We start from the raw sequence: 15687 nt of genomic DNA on the forward strand, positions 1-15687 counted from the left end.
ACATGCAGCCGGGAGGCATCCGCCGATTACTCGATAAACCTCCACCTCGTCAACTGTTTTGCTATTCGTTCCAAAACAGTCCAAGCGCTTTCAATAATGAAACTTTACTCCTGCTCCTTTCTTCACTAGATTTATACATAATACTACTCTATCTTCGTACTGTAATCAATTGTGAAATTGTGAAATTTTTTCATGCAAATATGTATATTTCCTGTTTTTTTAGAAATACCTACTGTTAGTCGCAATTTGCAAGAAAAAGTTACGCACCAGATGCACTTTACCGAAATTACTATATTTTAAACATAAAGAACGCCGGGCTCGGACACCCGGCGTTCTTTATGTTATTAATCCAGACCCATTTCCGTCTGAACCACGTCCGCAATTTCTTTTACGTAATTGTTGCAAAGTTCTTCTGTTTCAGCTTCTGCCATCACCCGCACAAGCGGCTCGGTGCCAGAAGGGCGCACAAGGATTCTTCCTTTGTCCCCCGTTTCCGCTTCAATCCGGTCTATTACTTCTTTAACCTTTGGATTATTTTCCACCTGGAATTTATCTGTTACGCGGACGTTAACCAGTTTTTGTGGAAATCTCGGCATTTCAGCGGCAAGCTCCGATAATTTTTTGCCTGATTTTTTCACCATATCCACGAGCTGCAGTGCGCTTAGCATTCCATCTCCTGTAGTAGTCAGATCAAGGAAGATCAGGTGCCCGGATTGTTCTCCTCCCAGGCTGTATCCATTTGCCCGCATTTCTTCCATTACATGACGGTCGCCTACTTTTGTCTGAACTGTTTCAACGTCAATCTCTTTAAGGGCTTTATGCAGACCTATATTGCTCATAATCGTTGTTACTACCGTGTTTTTGTTCAGCATCAGCTCCTGCTTCAGATGCTTGCCGCAAATATACATAATCTGGTCGCCATCAACAATATTTCCGTTCTCATCTACAGCAATCAGCCGGTCCGCGTCGCCGTCAAAGGCAAGACCGAGGTCCGCCCCTTTTTCAACGACGTAAGCAGCCAAAGCTTCCGGATGTGTGGAGCCGACACCCTCGTTAATATTAATTCCGTCCGGGTTGTTCCCAATAGTAGAAATATCGGCCTCAAGATCTGCCATTAAATGCGGGGCTAAAGAAGAAGCTGCCCCATTTGCGCAGTCGAGAGCGATATGCAGACTCGAAAAGTCCTCACTGACTGTATTTTTCAAAAACTGGAGATACTTCTGACGGCCTTCAAAATAATCATTAACGCTTCCAAGCTGCCCCCCCACCGGACGAGGCATCTGGTCGTCTCCTTCAAGATGGCGCTCTATTTCCGCTTCCTGATCGTCATTCAGCTTGAATCCATCTGCTCCGAAAAATTTGATGCCGTTATCTGCCACCGGGTTATGCGAAGCGGAAATCATAATCCCCGCCTGAGCACTGACTGCTCTGGTTAAATAAGCCACTCCCGGCGTGGTAATGGTTCCAAGACGCATCACTTCCACTCCTATAGAAAGAAGTCCAGCGACCATCGCTCCTTCAAGCATTTCCCCGCTGATCCGCGTATCCTTGCCTATTAATACTTTTGGATGTTCATGATCTTTTGTTAACAAATAACCGCCCGCACGTCCGAGCCGGAAAGCAAATTCCGGTGTCAGCTCTGTATTGGCCACGCCCCTGACTCCATCTGTACCAAAATATTTCCCCATGGTTAAATCTCTCCTTTATTCTTACACAATTCCCTGATGGTATTTACTGCTGTTCCTCGTCCGTTTCATTATTTTCTTCCGCAGGAACTTCTTCTTCATTTTCTGCAGGAGTTTCTTCTGTGTCTCCGGCTCCATCTTCTTCTGTGTCCCCAGTATCTGTTTGCGGATCTGTTTCTGTATCCTGTTCGTCTGAGCCACTTCCATTGTCTGTATCTTCTGTCGGGTCGTCATCCTGCCCGGAAGAGTCGCCGTCCCCGTCATTTTGACCAGACTCTTCGGGGTCATCTGTATTTTCGTTTTGCTCTTCGTCCGGGGCTTCACTTTCCGGTTCTGTTTCTTCTTCCGTTTCCTCGTCGTTTTCTTCCTGTTGGAGGCTTACTTCCACATCATCTCTAGCCGGAGAAACCTGTATGCCTTCCGGGCCGCTCGCTTCAACAGGAAGAGTGTAAGATTCTTCATTAGATGAGCCACTGCCGCTCCAGAGAGCCTCTAATGTAATATCTTCCGCACTGACGCCTTCAAGTGCCCCAGCCTCTCCATATATTTGCACATCCATTTGTCCCGATGAAGGGGCCACCCAGCTGGTTGAAGCCCCGGAAGGCAGATTCACGATAGAAATAGGCACATTTTCAAGCGTAGCCTGTTCCTCTCCCGCTACTGTCACAGAAGCACTCAGCTCCTCTGGATTAGTCCGCTGGATGCCTTCCGGCAACTGTACATCCAGTTCATATGTGCCGCTTTCATCGACTTCATTCAAATCCAGAGCTGCATTAATGCTGTCTGTATTCTGTACAGCTTCCTCGCTGCCGTAAATAGTCACTTCTTCATCAGAAGCGATAACTTCACTAATAGCTGCACCCGTATTTAGACTGCCTGTTCTTTCTACGTTCACCGGCACCTCTTTTGAAGGAGCATCAGCAGACAACTCCACTGATGCTTCCTGCGGTTCTGTATTTACATCCAATTCATTACCTTCCGCGTCTAGCGCTACTATTGGAAAATTTCCATTGATGTCTCCATCCGCTTCTGAAACATCCACCTGGGCGACCACCCGATCGATCTGTTCAATAACTGTACCAGCCCCGCTCACCGTCACTTCCTCCGGACTGACGGTGGGGTTCCCAAAAGAGAATTCTTCGTTCTGCTCTTCATTTAAAATTTGTGTCTCAAGCGGAAAGGTTGTTTCTTCCCTTTCTTCAAGCGTCACCGTCGCGTACTCCGGTGACGGAGTCACTTCCAGATCAGTCGGAAAATCACGGTGGCTTACCTGAACGTTATGTGTTCCGGCGCCCAGGTTCTGCATGTCTAAATATAATTCATAACTGTCCGACCGGGACAGGCGAAACAGCATAATGGCCGTCTGGGAACCTGACAGCGTAACATCCGCATTTTCTGTCATATTTGTAACAGCATATTCTTCTTCATTGTATTCTGGGGTAATGTTCACATCTTCAATGGTATATGTCTGATCTTCTCCGTCCGGTCCCACCCCGGCATTATTTACTGTAGGGTCCATATTCACAATTAAGTAAAGCATAACGGCAAAAGCAAGAGAGAGAAAGCGGACAAACCACTTGTTTGCAAAAAGCTTATCCATCCTTTGTCCCTCCCCACTGCCAGATACTCGATGTATTGTTTTCTGCCATCAAATCCTTTTCAAGCATCTTACGAAGTGTTTCTTCATCAACATCACGGTGAAGGTCTCCGTTTTTAGTAATGGAAATGCTGCCGGTTTCTTCTGACACAGCCAGCGTAAGTGCGTCCGTTACTTCACTCACCCCAAGAGCGGCACGGTGCCTTGTGCCCAGTTCCTTTGAAATAAAGGGGTTTTCTGACAAGGGGAGATAGCAGGCAGCGGCAGCTATTTTGTTTTCTCTCATCACTACCGCCCCATCATGAAGCGGAGTATTCGGAATAAAAGTATTAATCAGCAGTTCTGATGTAATGTTTGCATCCATGGAAATGCCGGTTTCAATATAATCATTCATTCCTGTTTCGCGTTCGATGGAAATCAGCGCCCCAATGCGCCGCTTCGCCATATACTTTGTTGATTTCATAATGGCATCAATGGTTTTTAACGTTTCATCTTCTTCTACGTAAGAAGCTCTTCCGAAGAGCCTTCCTCTGCCGAGCTGTTCAAGGGCACGCCGGAGTTCCGGCTGAAATATAATAATAATGGCAAGCAGTCCGTATGTAACCGAGTTCCCCATAATCCATTGAAGCGTCCGCAAACCAAAAAAACTGCTTATAAACCAAACAGCTAAAATAACAGCAATGCCTTTTACCAGCTGGACGGCCCGAGTGCCCCGGATAATCGTGATCGCTTTGTAAATGACATACGCCACCAGCGATATGTCTACGACAATTCGTATGATGTTAAGTAAATCGAAATCTTGTCCAGCAAACATGGCACTTCCTCCAATTGATTCTCTTACGTAAGCAAAGTAACGTTTATATTATATCACAATCACTTCTATTCTCTGCGTGCTTTATTCGGATTTTCGGCAATTTTATTATGCAGTCTGTTTCCTGAATAATATGCAAACAGCAGCACGCTCTGCTGAAAGCCTGCTGCTGTTTATAAACATCTTTCTTATGCCGCTTCTTCATCATCCATATGCCAGGCTTCCTGACTTATTCGTTTCGTATGGTACCAGATCCACTCGAGCACCTGGTCCACTTCCTCAATATTGCCGGAAACGCTTCCGGCTGAAGCCATGTAGGGTTCCCCGTTAATTACCGTAAGGTCACCGTTTACGTTCCCGTGTACATCCACTTCTCCGTTTCTAACGGTTAAATCCCCCTGTACCGTTTCATCTTCCGGTATGATTACTGCGTTATTATCATAATCAATATTTACGTTCTCCCGGTCGCCAGTAACCGTCATTTCAGCCCCCGACTGATCATTCCAGGCAAACAGTACGCTTGAAGCCATCAGCACAATAAACATGGAAACTGCAACCAGCACAGGATGCTGCCTGGACCATGATTTCCAGGCTGTGCGTTTTCTTTTCTTAGGCAGTTCTTTCATAATGCTGTCGGTAAAAGTCTCTGGAGCCCAAACGTGCGAAGTTCCCTGCACTATTGTCACTGTCCGCTTCAATTCCTGGAGACGGTGCACACATTCCGGATTTTCTTTGATATACGTATGGAACTTTTCCTTTTCACGTTCATCCATATCGCCGTCAATGTAGCGCTGGATGTACTCTTCCTCCCGCTCGTTTAAAGCCATGGTCCCACCCCCCTCATTCACGTGTTTCCCAAATGTTTTCTTAAAGCTTCGCGCCCCCTGTGCACATGCGTTTTCACCGTATTTTCGGGAAGGTCCAGTATCTCACTGATTTCCTGAATGGAAAGATCTTCAATGTAGCGGAGGACGATAGCTGTCCGGTATTTTGGCGGCAGCTTCAATATTCCTTCCTGCACCCATTCCTGCATTTCCATAGTCACGACCTGTTCATCCGGCAGTTTGTCCGGCGAAGAAAGCTGCGAATATCCATCGAGCCCATCCGCACCGGGTATTTCTGCATCCAGGGAATAGTCCGGCTTTTTCTTACGGAGACGGTCGATGCAAAGATTTGTAGTAATACGGAAAAGCCAGGTGGAGAATTTTCTTTTTTCATCATAGCTTTCAATATTGGCATATGCTCTTAAAAACGCTTCCTGGGCCATATCTTGAGCTTCATAGGCATTGCCCACCATTCGGTAGGCGATTTGATATACCTTGTCCTTGTACAAATCAACCAATTCCCGGAAAGCATCCTGATCCCCGTCTTTTTTCACTTCTTTCACTAGCCGTTTCACTGTTGCATCCATTTGGCGACCTCCACCTCGTGGGACTATACATACGTTCAATGAGTCTATCCGTTTCATTTATTTAACAGCATTCGGCTGTTTAACCCATCTTTATGATGGTAATTTTTTCAATTCAGCCAATTGTAACACGATTTTCAGCCCCTATCTTTATCCATATTACTATTTATGCCCCCTCTAGAACCATAGTCACATTTTGGAAAATATGGCATAAATACCTTTGAAAATGAGTTAGAATGGGTAATAATGTAAACACGAAACAAATAGGAGGTGAAGAACGTTTGTCTCAACAATATTTACGGCAGGAGATAGAACAAACAAGAGACAGACTCCATCAACTGACTTCCGATCATACGGCTTCCCTGATTTCGGATGATGTCCTGGCTTTAAGTAAGGAGCTGGATGTTCTTTTAAATAAATATGAGCTTATGTCCCGTAAAACTCTTATGCACTCTTCGTAAATGCATAAGAGTTTTACTATGCCCGCGTATTCTACCATGATTCTTTCAGACATTCATCCCCGGAGGGTTAAAAGCCTTAAAATTGACATAAAAAAATCAGCCCTGCAGGCTGAATACGTTTGTATTGTTTGGTGGAGCCTAGCGGGATCGAACCGCTGACCTCCTGCGTGCAAGGCAGGCGCTCTCCCAGCTGAGCTAAGGCCCCCTGAGCATATTTGATCTAACAAAAATGGAGCGGGTGATGGGAATCGAACCCACGACATCAGCTTGGAAGGCTGAGGTTTTACCACTAAACTACACCCGCACAATCTATATACAAATCAATATTGTTCATACTATCACTGCTTACCCTGCTCGTCAAATAATGGAGCGGAAGACGGGATTCGAACCCGCGACCCCCACCTTGGCAAGGTGGTGTTCTACCACTGAACTACTTCCGCAGTTCAAAGCATGGATAATTACAATGGTGAGCCATGGAGGATTCGAACCTCCGACCCTCTGATTAAAAGTCAGATGCTCTACCAACTGAGCTAATGGCTCGTATAAATGGTGGAGGGGGACGGATTCGAACCGCCGAACCCGAAGGAGCGGATTTACAGTCCGCCGCGTTTGGCCAACTTCGCTACCCCTCCACATGGTGCCGGCCAGAGGACTTGAACCCCCAACCTACTGATTACAAGTCAGTTGCTCTACCAATTGAGCTAGACCGGCGTGTGGAAAACCCGCTACATGCCTATCGGCAAAAACAGCTTTATGTATGGTGACCCGTACGGGATTCGAACCCGTGTTACCGCCGTGAAAGGGCGGTGTCTTAACCACTTGACCAACGGGCCATAAGCTGAATTGAGTTTTTCTTTCATTGCTACAATAAAGTATTCTAAAGCATTTTTTTCTCTCTTGCAACCAAATTACTATATTCAAAAAAGTTTGATATTTTTTCTTTTCATTCTGTCAGCATATAAAAAGCCGGCCCAATATATAAGGCCGGCTGAACAATTATTATCGATTAGATGCAGAGCCTGTTTTTGTGCCACCTTTGCTTCCTTGGCCGTTTTGAAGAGAAAACAGATTGGAATCGATCGAAAACGTCAATTTTTCCCTTTCCCGTTTCCGCTTCAACGCCAATTGAATCAACTGGTGAATCAATTCGCTGTAGCTCTTCCCAGCCGGGTCCCACAGATAGAAGGAAAGCGAGCCTGGGATCGTATTGATTTCATTCACAAACACTGTTTCAGTGCTGTCCTCAATCAGGAAATCAATTCGGGAGACACCACTGCAGCCAAGAATTTGGAACGTATCTTTGGCAAGTTCCCGTACTTCGCCTGCTTTTTCTTCTGTGATTGGCGCCGGGATTTCCCGATCTGTCGCTTCCATCCCCTTGGACGAGCTTCCGTTTTTGCCGCCCTGGTATTTGTCTTTGTAGCTCAATATTTCATCTGTTTTGAGTACCTTTTCGATTACCGAAGCTTCTACGTCTTCATAGTCACCTACAACAGAGCAGTTCACCTCTGTCATACCTTCGAGCATTTTTTCCACGAGAATTTTCCCTGCGAATTCAGTGGCTTCTTCAACCGCCTGTTCCAGTTCTTCCCGGTTTTTTGCTGTGCCGATACCCACACTTGAACCAAGGTTAGCCGGTTTTACAATTACCGGATAAGGAACACTTTCTTCAATCATAGCGATGACGCTTTCGGTATCCTCTGCCCAGTGGTTGCTATAGAACCAGACATCATTCAGCACCGGCAGACGGGAGTCTCTCAAAATCTGTTTCATCATCACTTTGTCCATGCCTACGGCCGAAGAGGCTACATCGCAGCCAACGTAAGGCAGGCCGTAAAGCTCAAACAACCCTTGAAGCGCTCCGTCTTCGCCGAACGTTCCGTGGACAATTGGAAAAGCAACATCAATGGCTGCCACTTCTTTTTTGCCGAATTTAGGTGCAGGCTTTTTCTGAAGGACAACATTGTCTTCTTCTCCGTACGTAATCAGTACCTGCTGAGCCTCGTTCAATAATTTCGACATGTCTTTGTAGGCTTCAATGTCCCTTAAAATATCGCCGGTATACCATTTTCGCTCTTTACTGATATAAATCGGAACAATTTCGTACCGGTCTTCATCCATGGATTCCATAGCCTGTACAGCTGAAATGACAGAAACCTCGTGTTCGACAGATATGCCGCCGAAAAATACTCCTATTCTCGTTTTCATATTATTCCACTCCCTATGTCTTTACTCGTTGAATGAATCCGGAAGGTCATTTTCAAGCAGTACTACGGATGGCTGGGTGGCGATTTCGTTCATTTTTGCCAGGGCGTCCTGAAGATCTGAGGCAACGTACAGCTGCTCTTCCGGATAATTTTTTTCTTTTAATCCATCCTGAAGCGGTACAGTCTGTTTTTTCCCGACCAAAATAATGAAATCACACGCATCTGCCATGTAAGTACCGAGCGCTTTATTTAATTCGTACTCTTTTTCCCCAAGCTCGATCATTCCCGGGGTTATGGCAATTTTGTATTCCGGCATATGACTCAATACTTCCATAGCCATCTTAGAGCCAACCGGATTGGAATTAAAGCTGTCATCAACAATCGTAATGTTTCCGTTCGTTTTTTTCAGCTCCAGACGGTGTTCCACCGGCTGTGCTTTCCGTAGTGCTCTCGCTATTTTTTCAAACGAGATACCTTTTTCGGACCCAATAGCCACGGCAGCTAAAATATTATAAATATTATGGCGTCCGAGCAGTTTAGTCTGAATCTCTGCAGTGGTGCCGTCATATTTCACCACGGTAAATGACGTTCCTTTGGAAGAGTAGCCAATATTTTTAGCCCGGTAGTGCAGATCTTCGGCATCAATGCCGTAGTAAATCGTCCGGCATTGGTTCTGCTGCTCGTAGCTCATAATGTTTTCATCGTCTTTATTCACAAAAGCAGTACCTTCCTGCGGAAGCGTTTCGACAATTTCAAATTTGGTTTTTTTAATATTATCGAGCGTTTTGAAGGTTTCGAGGTGCTGCTCGCCTACCGCCGTTAAAACGCCGTACCGTTGGTGCACAATGTCACAGATTTCTTCAATGTCTCCCGGCCTTTTCGCGCCCATCTCAGCAATAAAGATCTCGTGGTAAGGCTTCAGCATCGTCCGGATCGTTTTCGTCACACCCATCGGTGTATTGTAGCTTTCCGGTGTCATGAGCGTATTAAATTCAGATGAAAGAACTGTTTCAAGCATATGCTTCGTACTTGTTTTTCCGTAGCTTCCCGTGATCCCTATAACTTCAAGGTCCGGCATCGATTTAATAATTCGTTCTGCATCATTGACGTAATGCTGGCTGATTTTTCGTTCCATTGGATAGTTAATATAGTTCGCGCCCATCGTAATAAAATACGTAAGAATCGTCGCAATGACTGTTAAAAACACGAGCCATCCATACGTATAAAATAAAGCCGTGTTACCGAGCAGAAGCCCTGCTACAGTGAATAGCGCGAAGAGAACACCGATCGTGATAAACAGCCGTTTCACCCGCGCCGTGACTACCAGCGCCTTCTTTTCCTTCAGCTGCGGCATAGTCAGAGCCATAAACAAAAAGTAAAGAAAGCCAATAATCAGGCCTAATACTTCTGCTCCGAAAAGAAACGGCACAACAGCTATAAGGCCGATCGTATTCCGGATCGGAAACGCCCTCGAGATATGGCCTTTAACCCATCCCCAGAAGCGCTCATTCTTGTAAGAATTCTGCTGGAGCATATGTGTGCTTCGTTTCGTAAAGCGCACAGTGTAAAAAGCCCAAGCCGCCAGGTATAAAATCGCTAATATAGTGTTAATCATGCTGTGCGGCCCCCTGATCTTCGTTTCTTAAAAAGTGATCAATAATAATTAAAAACTCATTTAAATTGTCAATGTACGAATAATGGCCGGCCCCTCGCAGTACCACAAGGCCTGCATTTGGCATCTTCTGTTCCATAATCCTGGCATCCGATACAGGAGTTGCCTCGTCATTTTCTCCCCATACGAGCAGCACCGGAGGCGTAACATGCTCAAAATGGTGCTGCAGGTCTTCATTGACTACCTTCACCATAGTCTGCTGCATCACCCCGGAAACATTTTGATAATCTGCCGATCCAACCCGGCCTTTGACTTTACCTAGAATTTCCTGCTCACGGTTTTTTAATCCAGGCAGCTTCAGCAGCTTTTTAAAGGTTTTATACGTATATACTTTCACGTAATATTTCAGCTTTCGTTTTGGCTTTACACCCGCGCTGTCCACCAGAATAATTTTTTTCACCGGGTTGTCTGCTGCGTACTTAATCGACACCCGGCCCCCAAAGGAGTGACCGATGAGAATCGGATTATCTATACCGGTTTTCTGCAGCCATTTTTTCAGCATCTCGGTATAATCACCGACCGTCCAGGATTCGGGTGGCTCCCCGCTTTGACCGAAGCCTGGAAAATCAATCGACCAGACCCGGAAGTTCTTTTCCAGCGATTGATGCACTGGGGCAAATGCTTGAATGTTTGCGCCCCATCCATGCAATAAGACGACATCTTCCCCTTCGCCGGACACATGGTAGTTCACGTTAACCCCATCTATATCTATATACAAAGTGAGACTCTCCTATTCTAAATTTTCTATAGTCTGCATGATGCAGACCTGCCACCTATAGCCGCAGCCTATGTAATAAGTCTTTATAACACAGTAAAAATCAGCTGAGATACATTTCCCAGTAATTTTTTCATATACACAAATCCACCACTTTATATTATCACATAATCTTAAAGACGAGAATGACGACTTTGTGATTCATCAAGGCGTCTGAACGCCCTCGTTCATTATATTTGTTTCCAGGTTTTGTTTCAGTTAATATATGATAGTTCCATACAAAACCAACTTCCCTGAAACTAACAATAGAAAGCGTGAAATTTTATGACGAATGAATCTATACACGTCGGTCCGGCCCAGAAAAAGAAGCTTATTTTTCTGGTGGCTTTGATTTTAACCATCGCAGTTATGAACGGCACTATGTTTAACGTGGCGATTCCGGATATCCAGTCATATTTTGGCATCCCTTCCTCCCAGGTCAGCTGGGTACTCACCTCGTACATTATGGTCTACGCTATCGGGGCTTTGATGTACGGAAAATTAGCAGATTTTTATTCTATTAAAGCCCTGCTCACCTTTGGCATCATCCTTTTTGCCGCCGGGGCAACGCTCGGCCTTTTTTCTCAAAGCTTTGCCATGCTTCTCGTCGCCCGCGTGCTCCAGGCAGCAGGCGGAGCAACCATTCCCGCACTCGGGTTTGTGATACCTGCCCGCTTTTTCCCGGAGGATAAAGGCCGCGTTTTTGGCCTGATTTCCTCCACAGTAGCCTTCGCTTCCGGTGTGGGGCCGATTGTTGGCGGGCTGCTCGGGGGATGGCTCAGCTGGCGTTACTTATTTTTATTTTCTATTCTATCGCTTTTAGCCCTTCCTTTTCTTAGAAAATGGCTGCCGGATGAAGAAAAACGTTCCGGGTTTATCGATTATTTAGGCGCCGCTCTTTTCGGAGCAGCGATAGCCGGAATTTTACTGTTCGTGACTACTCTTCAATGGATCTTTCTTCTTATGTTTATCGTCTTTATGGCTGTTTTCGCTGTTCGGACGGCGAAAGCGGATGATCCGTTTATCCGCCCGTCCCTTCTGAAAAACAAATACTACACCGTGACCATTTTGACGAGCTTTCTCGGAGTCTGCAGCATGTTCGGCCTTTTATTTATCATTCCGCTGATGACCAGAGAGCTGTATGAACTTTCCACTACCCAGATCGGTCTTGTTATCTTTCCGGGAGCAATCCTTGCCGGCTTTCTCGGACGCACCGGGGGCGACCTGGCAGATCGCCACGGTCCAAAAGTAGTCGTTATCGCCGCCCTGGTTTTCATTGCTTTTGGAACAATGCTGCTTTCTGGATTTGCCGGTGTTTCCGCGGTCGCGGTCTCTGTGGTCCTAATCATTGCTTATATAGGCTTTCCCCTGATCCAGAGCTCGACCGCCAATATTTTATCTTCTGTCCTTGAAGAAAATGAAACAGGCGTCGGCATCGGCATGTTCAACCTGATGAACTTCATGGCCGGAGCTTTCAGCAGCGCAATCTTTGGAGCTGTGCTGGAAATTCAGGGCGTGACCACTTCGTTGAACCCGTTTGCATCCGGAGGCAACAGCGCCATTTATTCTAACGTTTATCTCGCTCTGACTCTGATTTCCCTGTTCGCCCTCGCCATGTTTACGTACACCTTCCGCGCCTTCCGGGTCGCACCACGGTCGGAGAAAAATCCTGAATAAAGAGTCCGGCCCGGTGCCGGTCTCTTTTTTGCTATAATAGATAAAATCAAACCGAAAGGAGCGACGGCCTGTGCAGAGACGCCGTGTATCCGTAAGCGATTTAGCCTACGAAGCTTTAAAGCAAAACATTATTGAATTTCGTTATTCCCCGGGGCAGGCGCTTCGTGAGGAACAGTTAACCGAAGAAATCGCAGTAAGCCGCACCCCGCTCCGTCAGGCGCTCTACCGTCTTGAACTCGAAGGATTAATTGTAAAAAAAGCGAATGGCCGTATGGAAGTCCAGACGCTCAGTATCGAAGAAGCCGTCGATATTTTTGCTGTCCGGGAAGCGCTCGAAGGGCTTGTGGCTAAAGAAGCTGCCATGCGGGCCTCTTCTGAGGCTGCAGCAGCTATGAAAGAAGCGCTTCTGCACATGGCTGAAGCAGATGAACGATTTACTTCCATTACGTACGGCAGCCGCTTTCATCATTTATTGTATGAACACGCTTCGCCTACGGCAGTTCAGTTTTTAAACCAGCTAAACAGCCGTCTCGAAAGATACCGTCGACTCAGCGGCTACAGGCACCCTGATTACACAATCGACACTCCAGTATCTGAACACGAAAAAATCCTGGCTGCTATCGAACAGAAAGACGGCCCGGCCGCCGAGCATTACATGCGTGCCCATATTCGCAGAAGCTTAGCCTCTGCAAAGGAAACGCTTGAATTTCATATTTCTTCATTTTAGCAGCTCGTCGAAAAGGGTTTTGCCTTTTTCCAAATAATTGTATACAATTATACAAAGAAGCAGCTTATATTTTTAACCGTTTTTGAAAACGCTTTAAAAATAAAGGAGGCACCACTATGTCTGCAGAAAACGAGTACAGCCCCGGCCTCGAAGGTATTATTGCCGCCGAGACGTCGATTTCCTACCTTGATGTCGAGCAGGAACAAATTGTTATACGCGGATACGACCTTATTGAATTAGCGGAAAACCGTCATTTTTTGGATGTTGCTCATTTGCTTCTTTACGGCTCTCTTCCAAAGGCAGCGGAGAAGGAATCGTTCCAGGACCTCCTTTATCAACAGCTGGAGCTTCCGGAAGCCCTGACTTCTTCCTTTTCATTATTTCCGGCTTCGATGAGCGCCATGGATATGCTCCGTACCGGCATTTCCCTGCTTGGCGGCTCAGAGAAGCATATGCATGACCATTCCGCAGAAGCCAATCAGGAAAAAGCGGTCAAACTGCTGGGCGCTATACCTGCCATCATGTCCGGCAGTTATCGTACGCAGCAGCAGGAACCACTGATATCTCCAGACTCTTCGATGTCTTTTAGTGCCAATATGCTTCACATGCTCACCGGGAAAACGCCTACAGCATTGGAAACCGAAGTGTTTGACCAGTCTCTTGTGGCTTACATTGAGCATGAAATGCCTAACTCTACCTTTGCAGCCAGGGTGATTGCCTCCACACAGGCCGATATGTATGGCGCCTTCACGGGTGCGGTGGCTTCTCTGAAAGGACCTTTGCACGGGGGAGCCAATGAAGCCGTTATGCATCTGCTGCTGGAAGCCGGCACCCCGGACGGAGTCGAGCGGCTCTTCCGGGAAAAACTGGCCAACAAAGAACGGATCATGGGATTTGGCCACCGGGTGTATATGAAAAAAATGGACCCGCGCGCCCAGCTGATGAAAAAATCGCTGCACCGACTCGCGGAAAAGCAGGACCGCATGGACCTGTATGATATGTGTGTACGCGGTGAAGAGCTTATTGCAGAAGAAAAAGGACTGCATCCAAACCTCGACTACTACGCAGCACCGGTGTATTATCTGCTCGGCATCCCGATCGATCTGTATACGCCTATCTTTTTTGCATCACGGGCGGCCGGACTCGGAGCTCATGTGATCGAGCAGCACAGCAATAACCGTTTATTCCGCCCGAGAGTCAACTACACCGGGCCGCGGGGCATTACGCTAACCTAAAGGAGGAAATGAGGATGAACCAGACGATGCAGCAGACAGATGCTTTACTGACCGACATTGCCGACTATGTATATGACCAGGAAATTTCAAGCAGCGAGGCGTATGATACCGCCCGCTATGTATTAATGGATACATTGGGGGCTGGAATTCTGGCATTAAGATATCCGGAGTGCACCAAGCACCTGGGGCCTATTGTGCCAGGCACTACCGTCCCGAACGGTGCGCGCATGCCGGGCACCCAGTTTGAACTCGACCCGGTGCATGCTGCTTTTAATATCGGATGCGCGATCCGCTGGCTCGATTATAACGATACATGGCTGGCCAAAGAGTGGGGCCACCCTTCAGATAACCTTGGAGGCATCCTGGCCACTGCTGACTATTTAAGCCGGCAGCGCGTAGCGGAAGGCAAAGAGCCCATGACGATGGATGACGTTTTAACCGCCATGGTGAAAGCCCATGAAATTCAAGGATCCATCGCTTTAAATCACAGCTTTAACCGGGTCGGGCTCGACCATGTACTTCTCGTTAAAGTAGCTACGACGGCGGTGGTCACCCATATGCTCGGCGGCAGCAAACAGGAAATGATCAACGCGGTTTCCAACGCATGGGTGGATAACTCCAGTCTCCGCACCTACCGCCATTATCCTAACGCCGGGTCCCGTAAATCCTGGGCTGCCGGTGATGCCACCAGCCGCGGGGTACGCCTCGCCTTAATGGCTGTCAAAGGAGAAATGGGATACGCTACAGCTCTTTCTGCCAAAGGCTGGGGCTTTCAAGATGTAATGATGAATGGAGAAGAGCTGTCTGTGCCAAAAATGGATGCTTATGTGATGGAACACGTGTTATTCAAAGTCTCCTTCCCGGCTGAATTCCACGCCCAAACCGCTGTGGAAGCCGCTATCGAACTGCACGGGGACGTAAAAGAACGGCTGCAGGATATTGAGCGCATCGATATTGTTACTCATGAAGCAGCTATCCGTATTATCGATAAAACCGGCCCGCTGCAAAATCCTGCGGACCGGGATCACTGCCTGCAGTATATGACAGCTGTCGGGTTGATCTTCGGCCGGCTTGACGCTGATCACTATGAAGATTCCGCTGCCGCAAACCCTGTGATTGACCAGCTCCGGAACAAAATGATCGTTAAAGAAAACAAACAGTACACCGAAGATTATTTGGATCCATCTAAGCGTTCAATTCCCAACCAGGTCCAGGTCCACTTTATGGATGGCACGAGTACCGCTCCAGCAGAAGTGGAATACCCACTCGGCCACCAGCGCCGCCGGGAAGAGGCCAAGCCGCAGATTATCGAAAAATGCCGTCAGAACCTGAATGCCCACTACCCGCCGAAACAGGCCTCTCTGCTTCTCGAACAAATGCTCGACCATGACCGGCTGGCAGAAACTCCTGTTCATCATTTTATGTCAGACTGGGTTTACTAAAAGGAGGAAAT

13 protein-coding genes and 7 tRNA genes are annotated in these 15687 nt (G+C 47.0%); 5 read left to right on the forward strand and 15 right to left on the reverse strand.

Annotation, left to right across the window (positions count from 1 at the left end):
- Positions 1 to 344 precede the first annotated feature (344 nt).
- From glmM to sigW, 5 genes are all read right to left on the reverse strand, one after another.
- Positions 345 to 1688 carry a phosphoglucosamine mutase gene (gene glmM / locus BLV22_RS08900; protein WP_091614119.1) on the reverse strand — a complete coding sequence of 448 codons (1344 nt, stop codon included), beginning with the start codon at positions 1686 to 1688 and terminating at the stop codon, positions 345 to 347.
- 43 nt (positions 1689 to 1731) lie between these two features.
- Complete coding sequence (locus tag BLV22_RS08905) at positions 1732 to 3285, reverse strand: CdaR family protein (RefSeq protein WP_091614122.1); 1554 nt, start codon at positions 3283 to 3285, stop codon at positions 1732 to 1734.
- Positions 3278 to 4096, reverse strand: a complete 819-nt coding sequence (cdaA, locus tag BLV22_RS08910) for a diadenylate cyclase CdaA (RefSeq protein WP_091614125.1) — start codon at positions 4094 to 4096, stop codon at positions 3278 to 3280. Before cdaA ends, BLV22_RS08905 begins: the two co-directional genes overlap by 8 nt.
- Positions 4097 to 4281: 185 nt before the next feature.
- Positions 4282 to 4920, reverse strand: a complete 639-nt coding sequence (locus tag BLV22_RS08915) for an anti-sigma factor (protein WP_091614128.1) — start codon at positions 4918 to 4920, stop codon at positions 4282 to 4284.
- A gap of 17 nt (positions 4921 to 4937) precedes the next feature.
- A complete protein-coding gene (sigW, locus tag BLV22_RS08920; protein WP_091614130.1) occupies positions 4938 to 5504 on the reverse strand; it encodes an RNA polymerase sigma factor SigW in 567 nt (188 codons plus the stop codon).
- A gap of 233 nt (positions 5505 to 5737) precedes the next feature.
- Between sigW and BLV22_RS15305 the strand changes: the two genes are divergently transcribed.
- Positions 5738 to 5962 (forward strand): aspartyl-phosphate phosphatase Spo0E family protein, encoded by a 225-nt coding sequence (locus BLV22_RS15305; RefSeq protein WP_091614133.1) that lies wholly within the window; start codon positions 5738 to 5740, stop codon positions 5960 to 5962.
- Positions 5963 to 6091: 129 nt separating this feature from the next.
- Here BLV22_RS15305 and BLV22_RS08930 read toward each other — a convergent pair.
- The 10 genes from BLV22_RS08930 to BLV22_RS08975 form a co-directional block, all read right to left on the reverse strand.
- Positions 6092 to 6167 (reverse strand) — tRNA-Ala (locus BLV22_RS08930).
- Positions 6168 to 6192: 25 nt separating this feature from the next.
- Positions 6193 to 6266, reverse strand: a tRNA-Gly gene (locus BLV22_RS08935).
- A 61-nt stretch (positions 6267 to 6327) separates the two neighbouring features.
- A tRNA-Gly gene (locus BLV22_RS08940) sits at positions 6328 to 6402 on the reverse strand.
- 24 nt (positions 6403 to 6426) lie between these two features.
- A tRNA-Lys gene (locus tag BLV22_RS08945) sits at positions 6427 to 6502 on the reverse strand.
- A 7-nt stretch (positions 6503 to 6509) separates the two neighbouring features.
- Positions 6510 to 6594: transfer RNA gene (locus BLV22_RS08950), tRNA-Tyr, on the reverse strand.
- Between the two features lie 3 nt (positions 6595 to 6597).
- Positions 6598 to 6673: transfer RNA gene (locus tag BLV22_RS08955), tRNA-Thr, on the reverse strand.
- A gap of 47 nt (positions 6674 to 6720) precedes the next feature.
- Positions 6721 to 6795 (reverse strand) — tRNA-Glu (locus BLV22_RS08960).
- Positions 6796 to 6961: 166 nt separating this feature from the next.
- The gene (locus tag BLV22_RS08965; protein WP_091614135.1) at positions 6962 to 8170 is read right to left on the reverse strand and encodes a D-alanine--D-alanine ligase family protein; all 1209 of its coding nucleotides are present in this window, start codon (positions 8168 to 8170) and stop codon (positions 6962 to 6964) included.
- A gap of 21 nt (positions 8171 to 8191) precedes the next feature.
- Positions 8192 to 9784 carry a Mur ligase family protein gene (locus BLV22_RS08970; protein ID WP_176967724.1) on the reverse strand — a complete coding sequence of 531 codons (1593 nt, stop codon included), beginning with the start codon at positions 9782 to 9784 and terminating at the stop codon, positions 8192 to 8194.
- Entirely contained in the window at positions 9777 to 10559 is a 783-nt protein-coding gene (locus tag BLV22_RS08975) for an alpha/beta fold hydrolase (protein ID WP_091614141.1), read from the reverse strand. The genes BLV22_RS08970 and BLV22_RS08975 overlap by 8 nt, the downstream gene beginning before the upstream one ends.
- Positions 10560 to 10880: 321 nt before the next feature.
- On the opposite strand from BLV22_RS08975, the gene BLV22_RS08980 reads away from it, so the two are divergent.
- The 4 genes from BLV22_RS08980 (at position 10881) to BLV22_RS08995 (ending at position 15676) form a co-directional block, all read left to right on the forward strand.
- The gene (locus BLV22_RS08980) at positions 10881 to 12272 is read left to right on the forward strand and encodes an MFS transporter (protein ID WP_091614144.1); all 1392 of its coding nucleotides are present in this window, start codon (positions 10881 to 10883) and stop codon (positions 12270 to 12272) included.
- Positions 12273 to 12342: 70 nt separating this feature from the next.
- Positions 12343 to 12999, forward strand: coding sequence for a GntR family transcriptional regulator (locus tag BLV22_RS08985; protein WP_245724056.1), 657 nt, complete (start codon positions 12343 to 12345; stop codon positions 12997 to 12999).
- 116 nt (positions 13000 to 13115) lie between these two features.
- Entirely contained in the window at positions 13116 to 14234 is a 1119-nt protein-coding gene (gene mmgD / locus BLV22_RS08990) for a citrate synthase (RefSeq protein ID WP_091614149.1), read from the forward strand.
- A gap of 14 nt (positions 14235 to 14248) precedes the next feature.
- Positions 14249 to 15676, forward strand: a complete 1428-nt coding sequence (locus tag BLV22_RS08995) for a bifunctional 2-methylcitrate dehydratase/aconitate hydratase (RefSeq protein ID WP_281241105.1) — start codon at positions 14249 to 14251, stop codon at positions 15674 to 15676.
- The last annotated feature ends 11 nt before the right edge of the window (positions 15677 to 15687 follow it).

The sequence above is a fragment of the Marinococcus luteus genome (genome assembly GCF_900106595.1).
Taxonomy (GTDB): Bacteria; Bacillota; Bacilli; order Bacillales; family Marinococcaceae; genus Marinococcus; species Marinococcus luteus.